The sequence below is a fragment of the Pseudomonas sp. GW531-T4 genome (genome assembly GCF_017349615.1).
Taxonomy (GTDB): Bacteria; Pseudomonadota; Gammaproteobacteria; order Pseudomonadales; family Pseudomonadaceae; genus Aquipseudomonas; species Aquipseudomonas chlororaphis_I.
This window is the reverse complement of sequence record NZ_JACMZT010000017.1, coordinates 43,325-61,375: the sequence shown is the minus strand read 5'-3', so window position 1 is coordinate 61,375 and position 18,051 is coordinate 43,325. Positions and strand designations below refer to the sequence as shown.

21 protein-coding genes and 1 tRNA gene are annotated in these 18,051 nt (G+C 61.2%); 5 read left to right on the top strand and 17 right to left on the bottom strand.

Annotated elements, in window-relative coordinates:
• Nucleotides 1-95: 95 nt before the first annotated feature.
• The 4 genes from J4D28_RS15720 to J4D28_RS15705 form a co-directional block, all read right to left on the bottom strand.
• Complete coding sequence (locus J4D28_RS15720; RefSeq protein WP_009047882.1) at nucleotides 96-509, bottom strand: hypothetical protein; 414 nt, start codon at nucleotides 507-509, stop codon at nucleotides 96-98.
• Nucleotides 510-856: 347 nt separating this feature from the next.
• Nucleotides 857-1,045: a hypothetical protein gene (locus J4D28_RS15715; RefSeq protein WP_009047880.1), complete on the bottom strand. Its 189-nt coding sequence runs from the start codon at nucleotides 1,043-1,045 to the stop codon at nucleotides 857-859.
• Nucleotides 1,046-1,269: 224 nt separating this feature from the next.
• The gene (locus J4D28_RS15710; protein ID WP_232290999.1) at nucleotides 1,270-1,737 is read right to left on the bottom strand and encodes a cupin domain-containing protein; all 468 of its coding nucleotides are present in this window, start codon (nucleotides 1,735-1,737) and stop codon (nucleotides 1,270-1,272) included.
• A gap of 42 nt (nucleotides 1,738-1,779) precedes the next feature.
• On the bottom strand, nucleotides 1,780-2,061 hold the full coding sequence (locus tag J4D28_RS15705; protein WP_009047878.1) for a hypothetical protein: 282 nt from the start codon (nucleotides 2,059-2,061) through the stop codon (nucleotides 1,780-1,782).
• Between J4D28_RS15705 and J4D28_RS15700 the strand changes: the two genes are divergently transcribed.
• Entirely contained in the window at nucleotides 2,054-2,317 is a 264-nt protein-coding gene (locus J4D28_RS15700) for a hypothetical protein (protein WP_028681989.1), read from the top strand. The two genes, J4D28_RS15705 and J4D28_RS15700, sit on opposite strands and share 8 nt — an antisense overlap.
• Before the next feature lie 67 nt (nucleotides 2,318-2,384).
• Here the strand turns inward: J4D28_RS15700 and J4D28_RS15695 are convergent.
• Nucleotides 2,385-2,474: transfer RNA gene (locus J4D28_RS15695), tRNA-Ser, on the bottom strand.
• Between the two features lie 318 nt (nucleotides 2,475-2,792).
• Between J4D28_RS15695 and J4D28_RS15690 the strand changes: the two genes are divergently transcribed.
• The 3 genes from J4D28_RS15690 to J4D28_RS15680 all read left to right on the top strand — a co-directional run bounded on the left by J4D28_RS15690 (nucleotide 2,793) and on the right by J4D28_RS15680 (nucleotide 5,522).
• Nucleotides 2,793-3,482, top strand: a complete 690-nt coding sequence (locus tag J4D28_RS15690) for a crotonase/enoyl-CoA hydratase family protein (RefSeq protein WP_009047877.1) — start codon at nucleotides 2,793-2,795, stop codon at nucleotides 3,480-3,482.
• Between the two features lie 214 nt (nucleotides 3,483-3,696).
• Nucleotides 3,697-4,419, top strand: coding sequence for a 1-acylglycerol-3-phosphate O-acyltransferase (locus tag J4D28_RS15685; RefSeq protein ID WP_009047876.1), 723 nt, complete (start codon nucleotides 3,697-3,699; stop codon nucleotides 4,417-4,419).
• Nucleotides 4,420-4,550: 131 nt separating this feature from the next.
• Nucleotides 4,551-5,522 carry a magnesium and cobalt transport protein CorA gene (locus J4D28_RS15680; RefSeq protein ID WP_009047875.1) on the top strand — a complete coding sequence of 324 codons (972 nt, stop codon included), beginning with the start codon at nucleotides 4,551-4,553 and terminating at the stop codon, nucleotides 5,520-5,522.
• Between the two features lie 80 nt (nucleotides 5,523-5,602).
• On the opposite strand, the gene J4D28_RS15675 is transcribed toward J4D28_RS15680, so the two are convergent.
• From J4D28_RS15675 to J4D28_RS15665, 3 genes are all read right to left on the bottom strand, one after another.
• Nucleotides 5,603-6,331 carry an amidotransferase gene (locus tag J4D28_RS15675; RefSeq protein ID WP_009047874.1) on the bottom strand — a complete coding sequence of 243 codons (729 nt, stop codon included), beginning with the start codon at nucleotides 6,329-6,331 and terminating at the stop codon, nucleotides 5,603-5,605.
• A 104-nt stretch (nucleotides 6,332-6,435) separates the two neighbouring features.
• Nucleotides 6,436-8,580: a 3-hydroxyacyl-CoA dehydrogenase NAD-binding domain-containing protein gene (locus J4D28_RS15670; protein WP_009047873.1), complete on the bottom strand. Its 2,145-nt coding sequence runs from the start codon at nucleotides 8,578-8,580 to the stop codon at nucleotides 6,436-6,438.
• Between the two features lie 25 nt (nucleotides 8,581-8,605).
• Complete coding sequence (locus J4D28_RS15665; protein WP_009047872.1) at nucleotides 8,606-9,811, bottom strand: acetyl-CoA C-acetyltransferase; 1,206 nt, start codon at nucleotides 9,809-9,811, stop codon at nucleotides 8,606-8,608.
• Between the two features lie 686 nt (nucleotides 9,812-10,497).
• Between J4D28_RS15665 and J4D28_RS15660 the strand changes: the two genes are divergently transcribed.
• Nucleotides 10,498-11,310, top strand: coding sequence for a cytochrome c (locus tag J4D28_RS15660; protein ID WP_009047871.1), 813 nt, complete (start codon nucleotides 10,498-10,500; stop codon nucleotides 11,308-11,310).
• Nucleotides 11,311-11,800: 490 nt separating this feature from the next.
• Here the strand turns inward: J4D28_RS15660 and J4D28_RS15655 are convergent, their stop codons facing one another.
• From J4D28_RS15655 to J4D28_RS15615, 9 genes are all read right to left on the bottom strand, one after another.
• Nucleotides 11,801-12,142, bottom strand: a complete 342-nt coding sequence (locus J4D28_RS15655) for a ribonuclease E inhibitor RraB (protein ID WP_009042886.1) — start codon at nucleotides 12,140-12,142, stop codon at nucleotides 11,801-11,803.
• A 222-nt stretch (nucleotides 12,143-12,364) separates the two neighbouring features.
• The gene (locus tag J4D28_RS15650; protein WP_028681983.1) at nucleotides 12,365-12,622 is read right to left on the bottom strand and encodes a hypothetical protein; all 258 of its coding nucleotides are present in this window, start codon (nucleotides 12,620-12,622) and stop codon (nucleotides 12,365-12,367) included.
• Nucleotides 12,623-12,739: 117 nt separating this feature from the next.
• On the bottom strand, nucleotides 12,740-13,348 hold the full coding sequence (locus J4D28_RS15645) for an START domain-containing protein (RefSeq protein WP_009047868.1): 609 nt from the start codon (nucleotides 13,346-13,348) through the stop codon (nucleotides 12,740-12,742).
• 42 nt (nucleotides 13,349-13,390) lie between these two features.
• Nucleotides 13,391-13,645 (bottom strand): YkgJ family cysteine cluster protein, encoded by a 255-nt coding sequence (locus J4D28_RS15640; RefSeq protein ID WP_007928142.1) that lies wholly within the window; start codon nucleotides 13,643-13,645, stop codon nucleotides 13,391-13,393.
• A 168-nt stretch (nucleotides 13,646-13,813) separates the two neighbouring features.
• Nucleotides 13,814-14,320: a translation initiation factor 2 gene (locus tag J4D28_RS15635; protein WP_103331022.1), complete on the bottom strand. Its 507-nt coding sequence runs from the start codon at nucleotides 14,318-14,320 to the stop codon at nucleotides 13,814-13,816.
• Between the two features lie 79 nt (nucleotides 14,321-14,399).
• On the bottom strand, nucleotides 14,400-15,839 hold the full coding sequence (locus tag J4D28_RS15630) for a PLP-dependent aminotransferase family protein (RefSeq protein ID WP_009047866.1): 1,440 nt from the start codon (nucleotides 15,837-15,839) through the stop codon (nucleotides 14,400-14,402).
• A 201-nt stretch (nucleotides 15,840-16,040) separates the two neighbouring features.
• A complete protein-coding gene (locus J4D28_RS15625; protein WP_023968454.1) occupies nucleotides 16,041-16,853 on the bottom strand; it encodes an OmpA family protein in 813 nt (270 codons plus the stop codon).
• On the bottom strand, nucleotides 16,850-17,206 hold the full coding sequence (locus J4D28_RS15620; RefSeq protein ID WP_009042881.1) for a DUF4398 domain-containing protein: 357 nt from the start codon (nucleotides 17,204-17,206) through the stop codon (nucleotides 16,850-16,852). Before J4D28_RS15620 ends, J4D28_RS15625 begins: the two co-directional genes overlap by 4 nt.
• A 9-nt stretch (nucleotides 17,207-17,215) precedes the next feature.
• Nucleotides 17,216-18,040 carry an ABC transporter substrate-binding protein gene (locus tag J4D28_RS15615; RefSeq protein ID WP_041989107.1) on the bottom strand — a complete coding sequence of 275 codons (825 nt, stop codon included), beginning with the start codon at nucleotides 18,038-18,040 and terminating at the stop codon, nucleotides 17,216-17,218.
• Between the last annotated feature and the right edge of the window lie 11 nt (nucleotides 18,041-18,051).

The following is an 18,051-nucleotide window of genomic DNA, read 5'->3' as shown; positions in this document are numbered from 1 at the left end:
AGTGTGTCCATCATTGAATTCGAGGGGCTGGAGCGATATTCGTTCCCATAAAAAAGCCCGGCACAGGGCCGGGCTTTTTGCGCACTGCAGCAGAATCAGTCGTGCTTGTGCTTGTGTTTATTCTTGTGCTTCCTGCCGCCGGAGTGATGGTCATCATCACCCATGCTGCTGCCCAAGGCACCACCGGCCGCGCCACCCAGGCCTGCACCAATGGTCGAGCCCGTTTTGCCGCCCAGCTTGTTGCCGATCACCGAACCGCCGGCCGAACCCAGACCGCCACCGATGGCCGCCTCGGTACGGCTGCCTTTACGGGCACCGACCGCACTGCCGGCAGCGCCGCCAATACCCGCACCCACCGCGGCACCGGTGCTGCCGCCAATCTGTTGTCCAACCACGTTGCCCAGCGCGCCACCCAAACCGCCGCCGACCGCAGCAGTGCCATCACCGGCGGCCATCGCACCTTGAGCAGCCAGAAGCCCCAAAACCAGAGCAGGCAGTGTTAAACGCATGATGTAAACCTCGAAAAAGATGCTGGAGAGTCATTCTATAGCGGTGTCTGACTAAAGCTGAGCGGCGACAGCGCAACGCTGTAATCCTTTTAGTCAAAGTGTTGGACCGTTTTTGCGCAAAGAGTTTTCACCCAGGCAAAAAAAAGCCCGCTGGGGAGACGGGCTAATAGGATTTGCTTTAACGGATGAGTTGAGCCTACGCAGTCGCTTGTGAATAAATTGTGAAAACCCCGCGACCTTGTGCAACGGATAAGACGAAAGGTCCAACTTCATTCAAATCGACCGCGGCGGCCCATTGTTCAGGTAACAAAAACCCCGCCCGGAAGCGGGGTCGTTCGGTATGAAGGCTACCTTCTCTTAGGAAGCGCCGCTTTCGGGAAAAACTTTGTCTGGGTCACCCTGGGTAACGCACTGGTCCTGGTCTTGCCTGCCGATGCCTTGATCGGTGGCTCGCTGTCGAACGCTGCCTGACCGCAGCGCACCAGGTTGTTGATTGGGAACTCATCCCCGTTGTCCTCGATATAAGGATCGCTCATCTCCTTGCTCCCTCCAACAACCGGTCGATACCGGCAAGCACCTGACTGCCTAGAAAATATCGACCGTCACGGCGTTTCAGACTAGACGGTCATTTACGGACTTGCAGTTCACAGGAGAAAAGACCGACGAATGGCCCAAACCGGGACTCTTCGTCCAAGGGAGTGGATCGTCGTTGAAAAAGGAGCTGATGGCCTGCATCAGCTCCTTTGCGACTGCCTTTCGCCTAGACCTTACGAGCGTAGTTGCTGGCCCCGAACCAGTCGACCACCACCACGGTTTCATCCCCCACCACCCAGGCGTCATGACCTTTAGGCAGGGAGGTAATATCGCCCGGTCCAGCGATGATTTCAGTGCCGTCATCCATCAGGATCGCCAGCTTGCCGGCCACGTGATACTGAAAGTGCGGCGCCTGGCAACTCGGTGTCTGCGCCAGCGGCCGGATATCGTTCGACCAGCGCCAGCCCGGCTTGAACGTGAAGCGCCCCACTTCGCATTGACCGATCTTCAGAATCTCTGCCTTGCCATTGGAAAACTCGCGGGTCTCGTCCGGTTCGGAGAAGGATTTGTGCTCGGTGACCTGTTCGTGCGTGGACATGATCGTGCCCTCGATTGAGTAGCTGCAAAGCCTGCCGGCGCCGGCAACATCGCCCCACGCTCGCAGACCGCCAGCATCGCCCCACTCGATGCGCATGACCATTCTAGACCTGAAAGGGTGGGGTGCCCGGGACAAACGCTAAACGTAAGGTTGCCCACCAAAGCCCCGAGGCAGACGCTGCAAGCCCGCCATGGCCGTCAGCCGCTGGGTCCAGGCTGCACGCCAATCGCCCGTGTGCGCAGCCTTCGCTTTGCGCGCCGCTCGACGTGCCGCATTGCGCTGATTCTTGCGGGCTTCCTTGAACACCTCGGTATTGCGGCAACTGCGGCATTTGACCCGCGCCGGCTCGGTGCTGGACATGAGATTGGAACCCTTGTGGCCGCAGGCCAGATGCCCGGCGACCTTGAAGTGAATGACCATTGCGCGTCTCCTCGTAGCCAGTACGGGGCACAGAAAACCGCACGCTGATGCCCGCCTGATATCGGCGGAAAACCTCACCTTCAAGGTGACCGGGCCGCCAGGCTTCGCAGGGGTAACAAAGCCAAAGACCACTCAGGTATCCAGCGTGATCGATACCTCGCTGGAGCAGCCTTGGCTGTTGCGAACTCGTAATGATTTTGACCGTGGCGAGGAAACGGCGTTCAGCAAAGAAACCGCTCGCCAACGGCTGCGATAAACAGGACCCAGAAAGCACAAAACCCCTGACTTCTCGAGGAAATCAGGGGTTTTGCGTCGATCGAATATGGCGGTTGAGGAGGGATTCGAACCCTCGATACAGTTTCCTGTATACACACTTTCCAGGCGTGCTCCTTAAGCCACTCGGACACCCAACCGTGTCTCGTCAAACCGATTCAGTCTGTCGAGGCGCGCTAATGTAGTCGAAAGCTTTTCTGATGGCAAAGGTTTTTTTCAGAATTTTCATGCGCTTAAGACATTTCTCCGGATTCCGGCACTTCGACGACATCAGCGTCATGGCAAACCGGCCAATCTCTGGCCTGGCTGGCAGCTATATAGCAGAGCCGATACGCGCCCCAGGTGGCCGGCTACGCTTGTCAGGCCAGAAAGGGCTGACTCGCCAGTCAGTCACAGCGCTTTACCTGACCTGTGACCGTGGGTAACGTCTGCCCCACTTCAATACAAGGAATTGCGTCATGAGTGAGTTGATTTCTTACCACCTCGAAGACGGTATCGCGACCCTGACCTTGAGCAATGGCAAGGTCAATGCCATTTCCCCGGACGTGATTGCCGCCTTCAATGCCGCGCTGGACCAGGCCATCACCGATCGCGCGGTGGTGATCATCACCGGGCAGCCCGGCATTCTGTCGGGCGGCTACGACCTGAAGGTGATGACCGCCGGCCCCAAGGAAGCCGTGAGCCTGGTGACTTCGGGTTCGACCCTGGCCCGCCGCCTGCTGTCGCACCCCTTCCCCGTCATCGTCGCCTGCCCTGGGCACGCCGTGGCCAAGGGTGCGTTCCTGCTGCTGTCGGCGGACTACCGCATCGGCGTCGAAGGTCCGTTCAGCATCGGCCTGAACGAAGTACAGATCGGCATGACCATGCACCACGCCGGCATCGAGCTGGCCCGTGACCGTCTAAGCAAATCCGCGCTGCACCGCTCGGTGATCAATGGCGAGATGTTCGACCCGCAAGGCGCGGTGGATGCCGGCTTCCTCGACAAGGTGGTAAGCGCCGAGGAGCTGCAAGGCGCCGCCCTGGCCGCCGCGCGCCAACTGAAGAAGATCAACATGACCGCCCACAAGAACACCAAGCTGAAAGTGCGCAAGGCGCTGCTGGAAGCGCTGGACAACGCGATCATCCTCGATCAGGAACACCTGGGCTGAAGCTTGAGCCCATCGCATACCAGCCCGGCCCTGCGTCGGGCTTTTTTATGCCCGCAGCGCGAGAAAGACCGGCGCGATGCTCTAGCCCGCCACTGAGCAAAGAGTTGGAAACATGCGCTTAAACATCGGCCATCTTCCCCTTCTATACAGGTAATTGCCGAAAACAGTGCACATCCGTACACTGCGCCACCTTTTGTCCCCGGTGGGCCTGTAGATGCTGTATCTGTTTCGTATGTTATTGATGGGCCTGCATTTTATTGCAGCGGGGATTCTCGGCGTGGTGCTGGGGCTGTGCCGCCCGTTCAACCCGGATAACAGCCGCCTGTGCGCGCGCCTGTATGCCTTGCCTGCCATGTGCATTCTGCGCCTGCGGGTCAAGGCCGAAGTCGGGCCGCTGATGGACAAGCCCAAGAGCTGCGTGATCATCGCCAACCACCAGTCCAACTACGACCTCTTCGTGTTCGGCAACGTGGTGCCCCAGCGCACCGTGTGCATCGGCAAAAAGAGCCTGAAGTGGGTGCCGCTGTTCGGCCAGCTGTTCTGGCTGGCGGGCAACGTGCTGATCGACCGCGGCAACGCGCACAAGGCGCGTCGCTCGATGCTGACCACCACCCATACCCTGCAACACAAGGACACCTCGATCTGGGTGTTCCCGGAAGGCACCCGCAACCTCGGTGAAGACCTGCTGCCGTTCAAGAAAGGCGCCTTCCAGATGGCCATCGCCGCCGGCGTGCCGATCGTCCCGGTGTGCGCCAGCAGCTATATCCGCCACATGCGCCTCAACCGCTGGCACAGCGGCAGGATCCTGATCCGTTCGCTGCCGGCGATTCCCACCGCCGGGCTGAGCCTGGACGACATGCCAAGGCTGATCGAGCAATGCCGCGAACAGATGCGCGAGTGCATCGAATCGATGGACCGCCAGCTACAGACCGCCTGAAAACAGCCCGCCGCGTGCGGGCTTTTTTATTGCCGGCGAACTCCGCCCAGCAGGCTGACTCTGATCAGTCATGGGGCTAAGCTGCACGGAGTCTCACTCCTCATTTCGATAAGAAGAAGCGAACAGGAACCATGGGTAGAGTTGTTGCCGCCGCTGTCTACAGCGCAGGTAAAAAAGTCACTGATATCACCCTCGACGAAGGTGCAGCCTGGGCTGCCAAACCCGGGCACTTCGTCTGGATCGGCCTCGAAGAACCCAACGCCCAGGAACTGGCCAATCTGCAACGCCAGTTCAACCTGCACGAACTGGCCATCGAGGACGCCCTGGAAAAACACAGCCGGCCGAAACTCGAAACCTTCGGCGACGCGCTGTTTATCGTCACCTACTCCCCGGTGCGCGAAAACGGCAAGCTGGAATTCATCGAGACCCACATCTTTGCCGGCAACGGCTACATCATCACGGCCCGCAACGGCCATTCCAAATCCTATGCGTTCGTCCGCCAACGCTGCGAGGCTCGGCCGTTGCTGCTTGAGCACGGCGAAGACTTCGTGCTTTACGCGCTGCTGGATTTCGTCACCGAAAACTACCAGCCGGTCAGCGAAGCGATCCATGCCGAGATCGACGCACTGGAGCACAGCGTGCTGTGCAGCTCGCTCAATGAGCGGGATATCCAGCACCTTCACAGCCTGCGCCGCGATGTGCTGCGCCTGCGCCGCTATGTGGCGCCCATGGTGGAGATCAGCGAAGAGCTGCAGAAGCTCAGCTTCCCCTTTATCGACAAGAACATGCGCCCGTACTTTCGCGACGTGCAGATCCACGTCACCCGGCAAATGGAAGACCTGGCGACCCTGCGCGACATCGCCAGCCAGACCATCGAGATCGGCGTGCTGCTGGAGGCCTCGCGACAAAGCGTGGTGCAACGCAAATTCGCCGCCTGGGCGGCGATCCTGGCGTTCCCGACCGCGGTGGCCGGGATCTACGGTATGAACTTCGACAACATGCCGGAGCTGAAGCTGCACTATGGCTACTTCGGCGTGCTGGCGTTCCTGGTGCTGGGCTGTACCGGGTTGTGGGCGAGCTTCAAGCGCTCGGGGTGGCTCTGACAGCGGAGCCGGGCAGGACGCTCCTACAAGGGCCTTGAGGCCTTTGTAGAAGCGAGCCGGCTGGCGATGCGGCTATGGATTCAAACCGACCCGGCCTGCGGCTTGTGCGCGACAAAACGCATCATCCACTCGGCAACGGTGCTGCCGTGATGATCCCGGTCCAGGCTGGCGATGCCCTTTTGATAGACCTGCTCGCCCAGGTGCTGCTGGCGCAGGTCCAGCAAGGCCCGCGAATAGTCGTGGATGAACTCCGGGTGGCCCTGGAAGCACAGCACCTGGTCATTGATGTGATAGGCCGCGAACGGGCAGAAATCGCTGGAAGCGATGACCGTGGCGTTTTCCGGCAAGGCGGTCACCTGGTCCTGGTGGCTGATCAGCAGCGTCAGCTCTTCCACCACCGGGCTCATCCACGGCGCCTTGGCCGCCAGCTTGTAGTTGTGGGTACCCACGCCCCAGCCCTGGGTCGCGCGTTCGCTCTTGCCGCCCAGCAGCAACGCCAGCAACTGATGGCCAAAACAGATGCCCAGCAGTTTATCGCCGCGCTTATAACGCTCCAGCAGGTAAGCCTTGAGGGTTTGAATCCAGGGGTCGGTACCGAAGGAGTCGGCCTTACTTCCCGTGACCAGGTAGGCGTCGAAGCTCTGGTCGTCGCTCGGGTAGTGGCCTTGCATCACGTTGTAGACGGTAAATTCGGCAGCAATCGGCTGCTGTGAAAACAGGCGCTGAAACATCTGCCCGTAACCCTGATATTGATCGACCAATTCTGGACGCAGGATGTCGGTTTCCAGAATGCAGATGCGTAGCAACATAAAAAATACCTGACACGTGATGGGAATAATGAACACCCCAGAGCCTGCCTTGAAACGCCCGACCAAGGCAAGCCCCGCGATGCATCACTTTAATCCCTTCAGCCTCAGAACAACTGGCCCTTGGCGGCCTTCTCCAACAGTAGCGCCGGCGGCGCGAAACGCTCGCCATATTGCTCGGCCAGGTACTGGGCACGGGCGATAAAGTCCCTCAGGCCGTACTGGTTGATGAACTGCAAGGCCCCGCCGGTCCAGGCCGCGAAGCCGATACCGAAGATCGAGCCGATATTGGCATCGGCCGTCGAGCGCAATACACCCTCCTCCACACAACGCACGGTTTCGATGGCCTGCACGAACAACAGGCGATCGCGCACGTCCTGTGGCGAAATCTGCCCGTCGGCTTTCTCGAAGCGGGTTTTCAGCTGCGGCCACAGGTGCTTCTGCGCCCCGGCCGGATAGTCGTAGAAACCGCCGCCCGCCGCCTTGCCTGGACGCTTGTATTCATTGAGCAGCAGGTCGATCACGGCAAAGGCCGGATGCTCCGGCAGTGGCTTGCCTTCGGCCTGCAGGTCCTTGGCGGTCTGTTGGCGGATATGGCTCAGCAGGCTCAGGGAAACCTCGTCGCAGATCGCCAGCGGACCGATCGGCATCCCCGCCTTGCGCGCCTCGGTCTCGATCATCGGCGCGGCCACGCCTTCGCCGAGCATGGCGATGCCTTCGTTGGTGAAAGTGCCAAACACCCGCGAAGTGAAAAAGCCGCGGCTGTCGTTGACCACGATCGGGGTCTTCTTGATCTGCTGGACGAAGTCGAAACCGCGCGCCAGGGTTTCATCGCTGGTCTGCTCGCCCCTGATAATTTCCACCAGGGGCATTTTTTCCACCGGGCTGAAGAAATGCAGGCCGATGAACTTGCCTTGATCCGGTACCGCCTTGGCCAGGCCGCTGATCGGCAGGGTCGAGGTGTTGGACGCGATTACCGCCTGCGCCCCTACCACTTGCTGCGCCGCCGCCGAGACCCTGGCCTTGAGTTCGCGATCCTCGAACACCGCCTCGATGATCAGGTCGCAACCGGCCAGGTCGGCGTCCTGCTCGGTGGTGCGGATTCGCGCCAGCGTGGCGTCACGCTGCGCGGCGCTCAAATGGCCACGGGCGACCTTCTTCTCCAGCAGCGCCGCCGAATGGGCCTTGCCCTTCTCGGCCGCCGCCAGGTTGATGTCCTTGAGCACCACCTCGATACCGGCCACAGCGCTGACATAAGCGATCCCGGCGCCCATCATCCCGGCACCGAGCACCCCGACCTTTTTGGTCACATAGGGCGCAAAACCTTGGGGACGGGAGCCACCGGCATTGATCTCGTTGAGCTGGAACCAGAAGGTGCCGATCATGTTTTTCGCCACCTGGCCGGTGGTCAGCTCGGTGAAATAGCGGGCTTCGATCAACTGCGCGGTATCGAAATCGACCTGGGCACCCTCCACTGCCGCACAGAGAATCTTCTCCGGCGCCGGCAGGCAGCCCTGGGTCTTGCTGCGCAGGATCGACGGCGCGATGGCCAGCATCTGCGCGACTTTCGGGTGCGACGGCGTGCCCCCGGGGATCTGGTAGCCGGCCACGTCCCAGCGCTGCTTGGCCGCCGGGTTGGCGACAATCCACGCCCTGGCCTTGGCCAGAAGATCGTCGCGGTCGCTGGCCAGTTGATCGATCAGGCCGGCTTGCAGCGCCTGTTGCGGCCGCACCTTCTTGCCTTCCAGCAGATACGGCAGGGCTTTTTCCAGCCCCAGCAAACGCACCATGCGCACCACCCCGCCACCGCCCGGCAGCAGGCCGAGGGTCACTTCCGGCAGGCCGATCTGCAGCGACGGATCGTCCAGCGCCACCCGGTGATGGCAGGCCAGGCAGATCTCCCAGCCGCCGCCCAGGGCCGCGCCGTTGATCGCCGCTACCACGGGTTTGCCCAGGGTCTCCAGGGCCCGCAGCTGGCCCTTGAGGGTCAGCACCATGTCATAGAAGGCCTGGGCTTCGGCCTTGCCGACCTTGATCAGTTCATTGAGGTCGCCGCCGGCGAAGAAGGTCTTTTTCGCCGAAGTGACGATCACCCCGGCAATCGATTCCTGCTCGGCTTGCAGGCGGGCCACGCAGGCGGCCATGGCCTCGCGGTACACCGCGTTCATGGTGTTGGCGCTCTGGCCCGGCATGTCGATGGTCAGAACGACGATCTGGTCCTGGCCCTTGTCGTAACGGATGGCTTCGGTCATGAAAGTGTTTCCTTGAAGTCAGGGCTCAGAGGCGTTCGATGATGGTGGCGATACCCATGCCGCCACCGACGCAGAGGGTCGCCAGGCCGTAACGCTGGCGCCGCGCTTCCAGCTCGTCGAGCAGGGTGCCGAGGATCGCGCAGCCGGTGGCGCCCAGCGGATGGCCCATGGCGATGGAGCCGCCATTGACGTTGACCTTGCCAGGGTCGATGGCCATGTCCTTGATGAACTTCAGCACCACCGAGGCGAACGCCTCGTTGACCTCGAACAGGTCGATGTCCTCGACCCGCAGCCCGGCCTTGGCCAGTGCCTTGCGCGTGGCCGGCGCCGGCCCGGTGAGCATGATGGTCGGATCGGTGCTGGTGACCGCCGTGGCGACGATCCGCGCCCGCGGCTTGAGGCCCAGCGCCTGGCCCTTGGCTTCGGAGCCGATCAGCATCAGCGCCGCACCGTCGACTATCCCTGAGCTGTTGCCCGGGGTGTGCACGTGGTGGATGCGCTCGACATGGCTGTAGACCCGCAAGGCGGTGGCGTCGAAGCCCATCTGGCCGATCATCTCGAAGCTGGGCTTGAGCTTGCCCAGGCCCTCGAGGGTGGAATCGGCGCGAATGAATTCATCGTGATCCAGCAGGACGATGCCATTCTGGTCTTGCACCGGCACCAGGGACTTGCTGAAAGCTCCTGCCGCCCTGGCCCGCGCGGCCTTTTGCTGGGATTGCAGGGCAAAGCTGTCGACATCCTCGCGGCTGAAGCCTTCCAGGGTGGCGATCAGGTCCGCGCCTATGCCTTGCGGGGTGAAATGGCTGTGCATGTTGGTTTGCGGGTCAAGCACCCAGGCGCCGCCGTCGCTGCCCATGGGCACCCGTGACATCGACTCGACGCCGCCGACCACCACCAGGTCCTCGAAGCCGGAGCGCACTTTCATCGCCCCCAGGTTCACCGCCTCGAGGCCCGAGGCGCAAAAGCGGTTGATCTGCACCCCGGCCACGCTGACGTCCCAGTCGGCGACCAGCGCCGCGGTCTTGGCGATGTCGGCCCCCTGGTCGCCGATCGGCGTCACACAGCCGAGCACGATGTCGTCGACCTGGCTGGTGTCGAGTTCGCTACGCCGCTGCAGGGCATCGAGCAGCCCGGCCAGCAGGTTCACCGGCTTGACGCTGTGCAAGGCGCCGTCGGCCTTGCCTTTGCCACGGGGGGTGCGTAATGCATCGAATATCAAAGCCTGGGTCATGACGTCCTCGAACCGCTGTGCAGATGAATGATGACAGGGCTCCCACTCTTGGCCCCGAGGGCCCCGGATTCAATGACCGATGCGCTCACTGACCTTGACGGTCACGCTCAGACGAACGGTAGTGAGCTAATGGATTCCGCCCGCCGCATAACGGAACTGTCTAGACAAAGGGCGGGCAAGAAGATGGCAATAGGCCTCATGCGCTTTTTAAAGCATCCGCCTATTAGCTGATATGAAATGGATCTAAGCCAAGGGTTACAAGGCCCCTAAGGTAGGACTGTAGGCAGTGAATCGTTGCAGCCGGGTCTTGCCGGTGCACGCGTAAGAAAAGGGACACATCGCCTGACCATAGTGAAGCGGCAGGCATGCAGTTGATGTTCAGGAATAACAACAAAAGGCATTCAGCCATGTTCAAGCATTCGAAAGTCCGTCAAGCGGGGCTCATTCTGTTCGCAACCACCTTGCTTCTGATCTTGCCGAACCTCACCAAAGTAATCGGCTAGAGGCGTGGCCATCCCGTCACGCAATCGAATCTTTGTGCTCCGGTTCGCTACCGGGGCCGGCACTTGTGTGCCACTCTTTCTGACGCCGCGGCTACGCTGAATCAGGGCGTTGTCGCGCTTATCAGAAAACTGGAGACAGGCCCTACGCGGAGCTCTCCACCCCAGCGACGGAACAGCGATCAATTGAAATCTCTTATCCTCCTGTGCAGCCCCCTGCTGCTCACCACGCCCGTGCATGCCGCGCAGCTGACCCTGGAACTGGGGGCCGGCAGCCGCACCTGGCAGACCGATGAACTGCTCAAGCACCCTTTGGCCCGGACCGTCACCGTCAAGGATGACGTGTCATACAAACGCGACATGAGTTACCGCGCGGTGCCGATCTCGGCCCTGCTCACCGGCATCAAGGCCGATGACCATCTGCAGGCCGTCGCCCTGGACGGTTTCGCCGCCGAACTGCCCGCCGCGCCCCTGCTCACCCAGGACGGCGCCCAGGCCTGGCTGGCCATCGAAGACCCGGCCAAGCCCTGGCCGCCCCTGGCTGAAGGCAAGCACAGCGCCGGGCCTTTCTACCTGGTGTGGACCAACCCGCAGGCTGGTCATATCAGCCCCGAGCAATGGCCGTTCGAAGTGGCGAGCATCAAGCGCCTGGCGCCGGTGGCGGAACGTTTCCCGGCCTTGCGCCCGGATCCCAAGCTGGCGGCCGGCGACCCGGTGAACCAGGGCTTCGCCCTGTTCCAGAAGAACTGCCTGGCTTGTCATCGCCTCAACGGCGCCGGCGACTCGCAGTTCGGCCCGGACCTGAATATCCCCTACAGCCCCACCGAGTATTTCGGCGCGGACTTCCTCAAGCGTTACATCCGCGACCCACAGAGCCTGCGCCGCTGGCCGCAGGCGAAGATGCCGGCCTTCGCAAGCAGCGTATTACCGGATGCCGAGCTGGAGTTGCTGGTGGGGTATCTGAAGCATATGGCGGGGCGTAAACAGGCGGCGCAATAAAGCTGGCTCGGGGAGGTGTCCTTCGGGACGTCATCGCGGGCAAGCCTCGCTCCTACAGTCGAGTGAACTCCTCGGCGGCCGCTCTATTGCAACGTAATGCAATGGCTATCGACGACATAGCCAGACTTGATTTCACCGCCTGGGCAAAACTGCGCAGAATTCGCTGCAACACGCAGATGACTTCAGCGCCGCCAAGGCGCGCAGTCGACGCCCCACCTTCATGGCGCCCATGGCAGCCGGCCCTGGAATGTCCCGACCGGTTTCCTCTCCTACCGGTCTTCCCTTTTGGCCACCCTCAGCGGGTGGCCTTTTTTTGCCCGCGCTTTTTTGTAGGAGCGAGGCTTGCCCGCGATAAGGCCGATGCGGTTTTGCCGAAAGACCGCGCCCCCTTATCGCGGGCAAGCTGTGCTCCTACAGATCCCGGAAGCAGAAACGAAATCGGCCGACCCGAAGGTCAGCCGATGCTGAGTCTTGACGCTATTCATATGCACTAAACGAGTCGCCCTCGAACCTCCTGCTTCACGCCCCAACCCTCGATGATCCCGCCCAGGGGCGCGACCACCGCTTCAAAGTCCTGCTCGAAATCGCCGATGCCGCCGTAGGTGGCGTACATCACCTTGCTCAGCTCCAGGTACCAGGCGCCGTCATCGCGCACGCTGACCTGGGCATTCAAGGATTCACCGCGGAACTGCCCTGCCGCCCTGCGTGCCCGCTCCTCGTCCGGGAAAATGGCGTAGAACTCAATGGGATGGAATCGTGAAAAGTCGAAACCGCCTTCTTTCATGCGGCGCAGCACGCTGCTGCTGATGTCTTCTTGATAGGCTGTGCTCATGAAACGTCCTCCTCAAACCGATGGATAGACTTTCCGTACTCCCTTGCCTGTCACCGCACGGTGCAGGCTTGCGGCGAGAAGATCGCCGCCAGGAAACAAGCATGTAGCTGACAAGACCAGACCTTAGCGATTCATTCGCTGATCTCGAATGCAGAGTAGCGCCAAGACGCAGGCGGTGCCAAGGTCTGGGTTCAAGCTCGGTAGGGCTTTGCGCATTAAAGATTAAATTGGAGCAATGCTGAGGATTTGAATGCTGTTCTGATCTTTCAGGCTCTTGAGCGTAGGGTCATCGGTACGCCCCTCCAGATCGTTGAGGTCAAGCTCGGCCGGAACCGGTAGGAGCTTTGCGCGAATCAATTGTGCCGCCTCCTCCATACTGGGCTGCTGCTCACAGTCGAATTGCTCCACTGACTGGACACCATGATCGTCAACGAAAGTGACTTGCCACTTTTGCATCAGTGCCTCCTTGATGAAGCCCATGGATGGACTCACAAGATGTCGACCCTGAAGAGCCAGTAATCGTTCAAACCAGGGGCCCGGCGGCGCCATTAAAAAAGGCCGCCCTGGGGCAGCCTTTTTTTTTGCAACGATCGACGCTTACGGCTTCTCGGCGCGCGCCTTGAGTGCCTTGAGGGTGTTGAACGGCGCATCCACGACAAACTTGTTGGCCAGCCAGGACGGCACGCTACCGCCCGGCTCGGTGTGCACCTGGTAGGTCACTTCGACCTGGTCCGCGCCCTTGGGCACGAATTTCCAGAAACCTTCGACCTGGGCGACACGCACGAAACCTTTCTCGTCGGGAACATAGGTCGGTACGCCTTCGAGCTTGCGGGTCAGGCTGCCGTCGGCTGCTTCGCTGGTGGTGACGTGCAGCACCGAATCACGCGGGGTGACCGGCCACGGGGTATTGAACTGGGTGTAGGTCCAGCTCTGCTCACCTTCGTGCTTGAGCAGTTTCTGCGACTTGCATTCGTGGATCCAGGCGCAGGCGCCTGTCACGTCGTCCTGCAGCGCGCGCAGCTTGGCCACGCTGGTTTTCATGGTGGTGACGCCCCGGTAGGCCTTGTATTTGGAACCGGCCACTTCACTCAAGGAGACCTTGATGCCGTCTTCATCCTTGGCCGTTTGCCAATCTTCGGCGTGGGCGGTTGCCGAGAGCAGAACGGTCAACCCACAGAGCACAGCAATTCGATGCAGCGAACCCATTGTCTTATTCCTTATTGTTGAAGTTCCGTTCATTGAAACACTTCACGCCGCCGTCACTTGCTCCCACCAGCCCAACAGGCGGATAGCCTCTTCCCGGCTGCCCCCGCAGACTTCGACATCGGCCTGGAACGCACCACAGACGGCGGGCCGTTCGGGTTGGCCGAACAAACCGCACAGCAGTTCGACAGAAAGATGGATGCAACGTTCTCCGGCCGGTTTGCCATTGGGCATTCCGGGAATCGGGGTACTGATGGAAGGGGCAATGCAACAGGCGCCACAGCCTTCACGGCAGTTCATGACGACAAGCTCCTCGCGACGGGCAAAGTATTGAAATGACGCGGACTAGAGTAACCGCTAAAACAGCCGTTTGAAATTGGCCATCCGCTGGTTTTTGCTCTCGGGCTCGCATGACTGACCAGTCTCCGACAAAGCGTCAGGGCCGCGGGTCACAGTCAGGATGAGGGTTTACTGCTTGAACTCGAAATCCAGCGCCGCGCCTTCCACATCACGCCGCTCGTCATTGCGCAGCTGCAACTGCATTTCGTTGCTCAGCAGGCGGCCGTTGAGCTGGAACGGACTGTCGTCCTTGGGTTTCTCGCCGAACATCGGCGGCAACAACGGAGTGCGTTTGGGTTGGTTGACCGAACCGATCGGCTGCAATTGCTTGACCATCTCCGGCGGCAGGCTCAGATCCACATTGGCTGATGGCAAACGCGTCTTCACGATTTCGCTGGCAGGCTTGGACTTGGAGGCAATCGGCGCACGCCTTTTCTGGGCCTTGGGTTTGGCCTTGCTGATCGCGGTCGCCTTCTTTACCGGTGCGGTTTTCTTGGCTGCTGCGGTTTTCTGCGACTTATTCGCGGTGGCGCTTGTCGCGACCTTTTCCTGGGCTGGAGCCGCCAGGACGCTGGCCGTGCCAAAAGCACTCAAGACACTGACCAAGACCCAGGCAACAGGAAAAATCGCTTTCATAGAGAGACAACAGGATTGGCGGCGAAGAGCCATATGCTCGCCTGTTGACCGCGCGAAAACAAGCGCGGTAACCGATCCTTCAAAAACCGCCCGCAGCCTCCTGGCACAGCTGGCTGGCCAACATGCCCAGGGTCATCAGCGCCCGCTCGGCCTCGCGATTCCACGGGGTGCCGCAGTTGAGGCGAATGCAGTGGTTGAACTGCTCGGTATTACTGAAGATCAGCCCCGGCGCGATACTGATGCCCTGCTGCAATGCCCGGACATGCAATTCCTGGGTATTGACCCGCCCCGGCAGGCTGACCCAGAGAATGAAACCGCCGTTCGGACGGGTAATCTGCGTGCCCTCTGGAAAGTACTGCTGCACCGCCAGCTGAAACGCGCTGAGGTTCTTGCGGTACTCCTGACGGATAAAACGTAGATGCCGGTCGTAACCGCCGTTCTCCAGGTAGGCCGCGACCCCCATCTGGGTGACGCTGCAGGCCGAATGAGTGCTGAAGGTCTGCAAGCGCTGGATTTCCTGCTGGTACTTGCCGGCAATCATCCAGCCGATGCGCACACCGGGTGACAGGGTCTTGGAAAAGCTCGAGCAATAGATCACCCGATCCAGCCGGTCATAGGCTTTCAGCGCCTTGGTACGACCGACCTCGAACATCAGTTCGCCGTAGATATCGTCCTCGACCACCTGGATATCGAAATCCGAGGCCAGGCGCAGCAATTGCTTCTGTCGCTCTTCCGGCATGGTGCCGCCCAGTGGATTGCTCAGGCGCGTGGTCAGCACCAGGGCCTTGATCGACCATTGGTTGGCCGCCAGTTGCAGCGCCTCCAGGCTCATGCCGGTGGAAGGGTCGCTGGGAATCTCGATGACCTTGAGCCCGAGCAGGTCGGCCAGTTGCAGCAGGCCGTAGTAAGTCGGCGACTCCGCGGCGATCAGGTCACCCGGGCGGGTCAGCACGCGCAACGACATCTGCAGGGCATCCACGCAGCCGTGGGTGATCACCACTTCGGACGGATCGACCACCACGCCGGCGTCGCGCATACGGATCGCTACCTGGCGGCGCAACGGCTCGAAACCGGGGCTGAACATGTAGCTGAAGGCGCGCGGACTGTGGAAACGGGTGACCTTGGCCAGTTGCTGGTGCAGCGCCCGCACCGGCAGGTAATCGACGCTGGGCACCGCAGCGCCCAGCGGAAACACGCCTTCACGGCGCGATTCCACCAACACCTGATGAATGATGCTGCTGCGCGTCACCAGGCCTGGCCGTTCGACCCGGGCGATGTCCGGGGTCGGCGCGGTCAGCGCCGGGGTCTGGTGCACGTAATAACCCGACTGCGGACGGGCGCGGATCAGCCCCTGGTCCTCGAGATTGGCGTAGGCCTGGAGCACCGTGGCATGGCTGACGTTGAGCTGGGAACTCATCTTGCGTACCGAGGGTACGCGCTCCCCGGGCTGGTACACACCACGACGGATATCTTCAGCCAGCTGCTGAGCGATACGTTGATAAAGCAAGAGATTGGTCATGACGCTGCACTCGATTTCACCGGCATTTTATTCTTGTGGATGACGATACCGGAACAGTTCATAAGTGTACTGGGACAGTTGCCACAATAGTCGACCGTACAGGGCAGTGTCAGCAAAAACTGTACTGTTTTGTGTGCCAATCGTCAGGCACAAAAAAACCCGGCTCCACAGGGAAACCGGGTTGTTTTGACCATCCGCGTCTTAGCGCGCGGCGCCCAGCTGGCCTTTCTCGTCGGAGAAGACGATTTCCACCCGACGGTTCTGCGCTCGCCCACGTTCGGAGGCATTGGCCTCGACCGGGTACTCATCACCATAACCTTCGACCTGGACCCGTTTCTCCTCGACCCCCAGGTCCACCAGGATATCGGCCACGGCCTGCGCCCGGTCGCGGGACAGTTTCAGATTGCTCTGCTTGTCGCCGGTGTTGTCCGTGTAACCCTCGATTCGCACCACGCGCTTGGGGTTCAGCTGGAGAAACTGCACGACCTTGAGCACAGTGCGGTTGGCCGAGCTTTTCAGCTCCGCCTCGCCGGTGTCGAACAGCACATCACCCAGGGTCATCACCAGCCCGCGATCGGTCTGGGTGGTGGCCAGGTTGATGATCTGCTCTTCCAGCCACTTGCCCTGTTGCTGCACGCTCAGCAGCTTGGCCTCGCGCAGCGCCAGTTGCAGGCGCTGGCGTTCGAGTTCGAGCTTGGCCGCCTGCTCCTGGTTCAGCGCCTGGTTGGTGTGCTCGCGGGCAATTTCGCTGTAGCGCTGGCTGAGGTAGGCGTAGTGCACCACATCCGAACCGCTGCCCCAGTAGCTGGACAGGCGATCGGCCCGGGCCAGGGACTCACCGGCACGGATCACATCCTTGGGCGCGATGCGCAGCACGTTGGAGTCTTCCTTGACCTTCTGGAAGTCTTCGCTGGCCTGTTCCAGCGCTGCTTCGCTGCGTTGCCCGGCGCAGCCGTAGAGGCCGGTGCAGGCGATCAGCAGCACGCCGCCCAATACTTGAGTCAGACGAATCATTGGGCATCTCCCAACTGCTTGCGCAGGCGAGTGATGCGGGTCTGGACGAGGTTCAGCTGCTCCTGGCTTTTCAGGGTCAGGACGCGCGCCTCGGCCAGGCGCGCATCCAGTTCCGCCTGCTCGGCACGCATCCGCGCGTGCTTGAACGACTCTTCCTGCATGTTGCGTTGGGCGCGGGCGAACTTGTCCTCGGCCAGTTTCATTTCCGGCACATCCTCTGCCGTGGCCCCCACAGCCTTGGCCTGGGCCAGGGTTTGTTCGGTCAGGCGCATTTGTTCATTCGGCGCCGGATCGGCTGCGCAACCCGCCAGAGCCAGGACGGCCAGGGCAGCGAAAAGAGGTCGAATACTCACTAGAAATCCCTACTGTTTGGGGGTACTGACAGGTTGCTGTAACTGTGCCTTCCAACGCTCGAGATTGCGCTGCAGCACGGCTTCCGTCAGACCGGACGCGGGCAATTCTGTCATCTTTTTCGCCAACTGTCCGCGCAACCATGGGTCATTGCAGGCGGAGTTGTGCGAGACAGCCAGGAACAGGCCGGGTTTGTCGGCGGGCTGCTCAAAAGCCAGCAGATCGTTGGCCATGCCCAGCGACTGGGCCAGGGCCATGCCGGCGTAGCGTCCGGCCAGTACGTACTCCACCTCCCCCAGCAGCAGTTTCTGGAACGCCTGGGTCAGGTTCGGCATACGGGTCAGGCTCAATTGATCCTTGGCGAAGGCCTCGAAGGGTGGCGTCAGGCGCGCCCTTTCCGACACTGCGCCGGTATGCCCATGCAGGTCCGACGGCTGGCTGTAGCTCAGCGTAGAGCCCTTGCGGGTCCAGACCAGGAAGTCGTTCTCCAGCAACGGCGGATGAATGTAGTCCAGCGCTTCCAGCTCATTCACCGTCAGCGGTGCGTCGGCCAGCATGTCCATGCGCCCGCTGCGCACTTCATCCAGGGCGGCGGAGCGTTTGCCGGCATACAACAGCTCGACCTTGATCCCCAGCTCCTGCGCCACGTGCTGCAGCAGTTCGGCGTTGGCGCCAATCAGGTGGCTGGGATCCTGCGGGTCGCGCCACAGATACGGCGGGGCATCCGGACTGCCGGTCACCACCAGGCGCTCGCATTTGCCGGCGGCCATCGACGACAACGGCATCAATGTCAGGCCCAGCAGCACTGACAGACCACCCAGGCGGCGCAGATCCATGGCGAAATTCT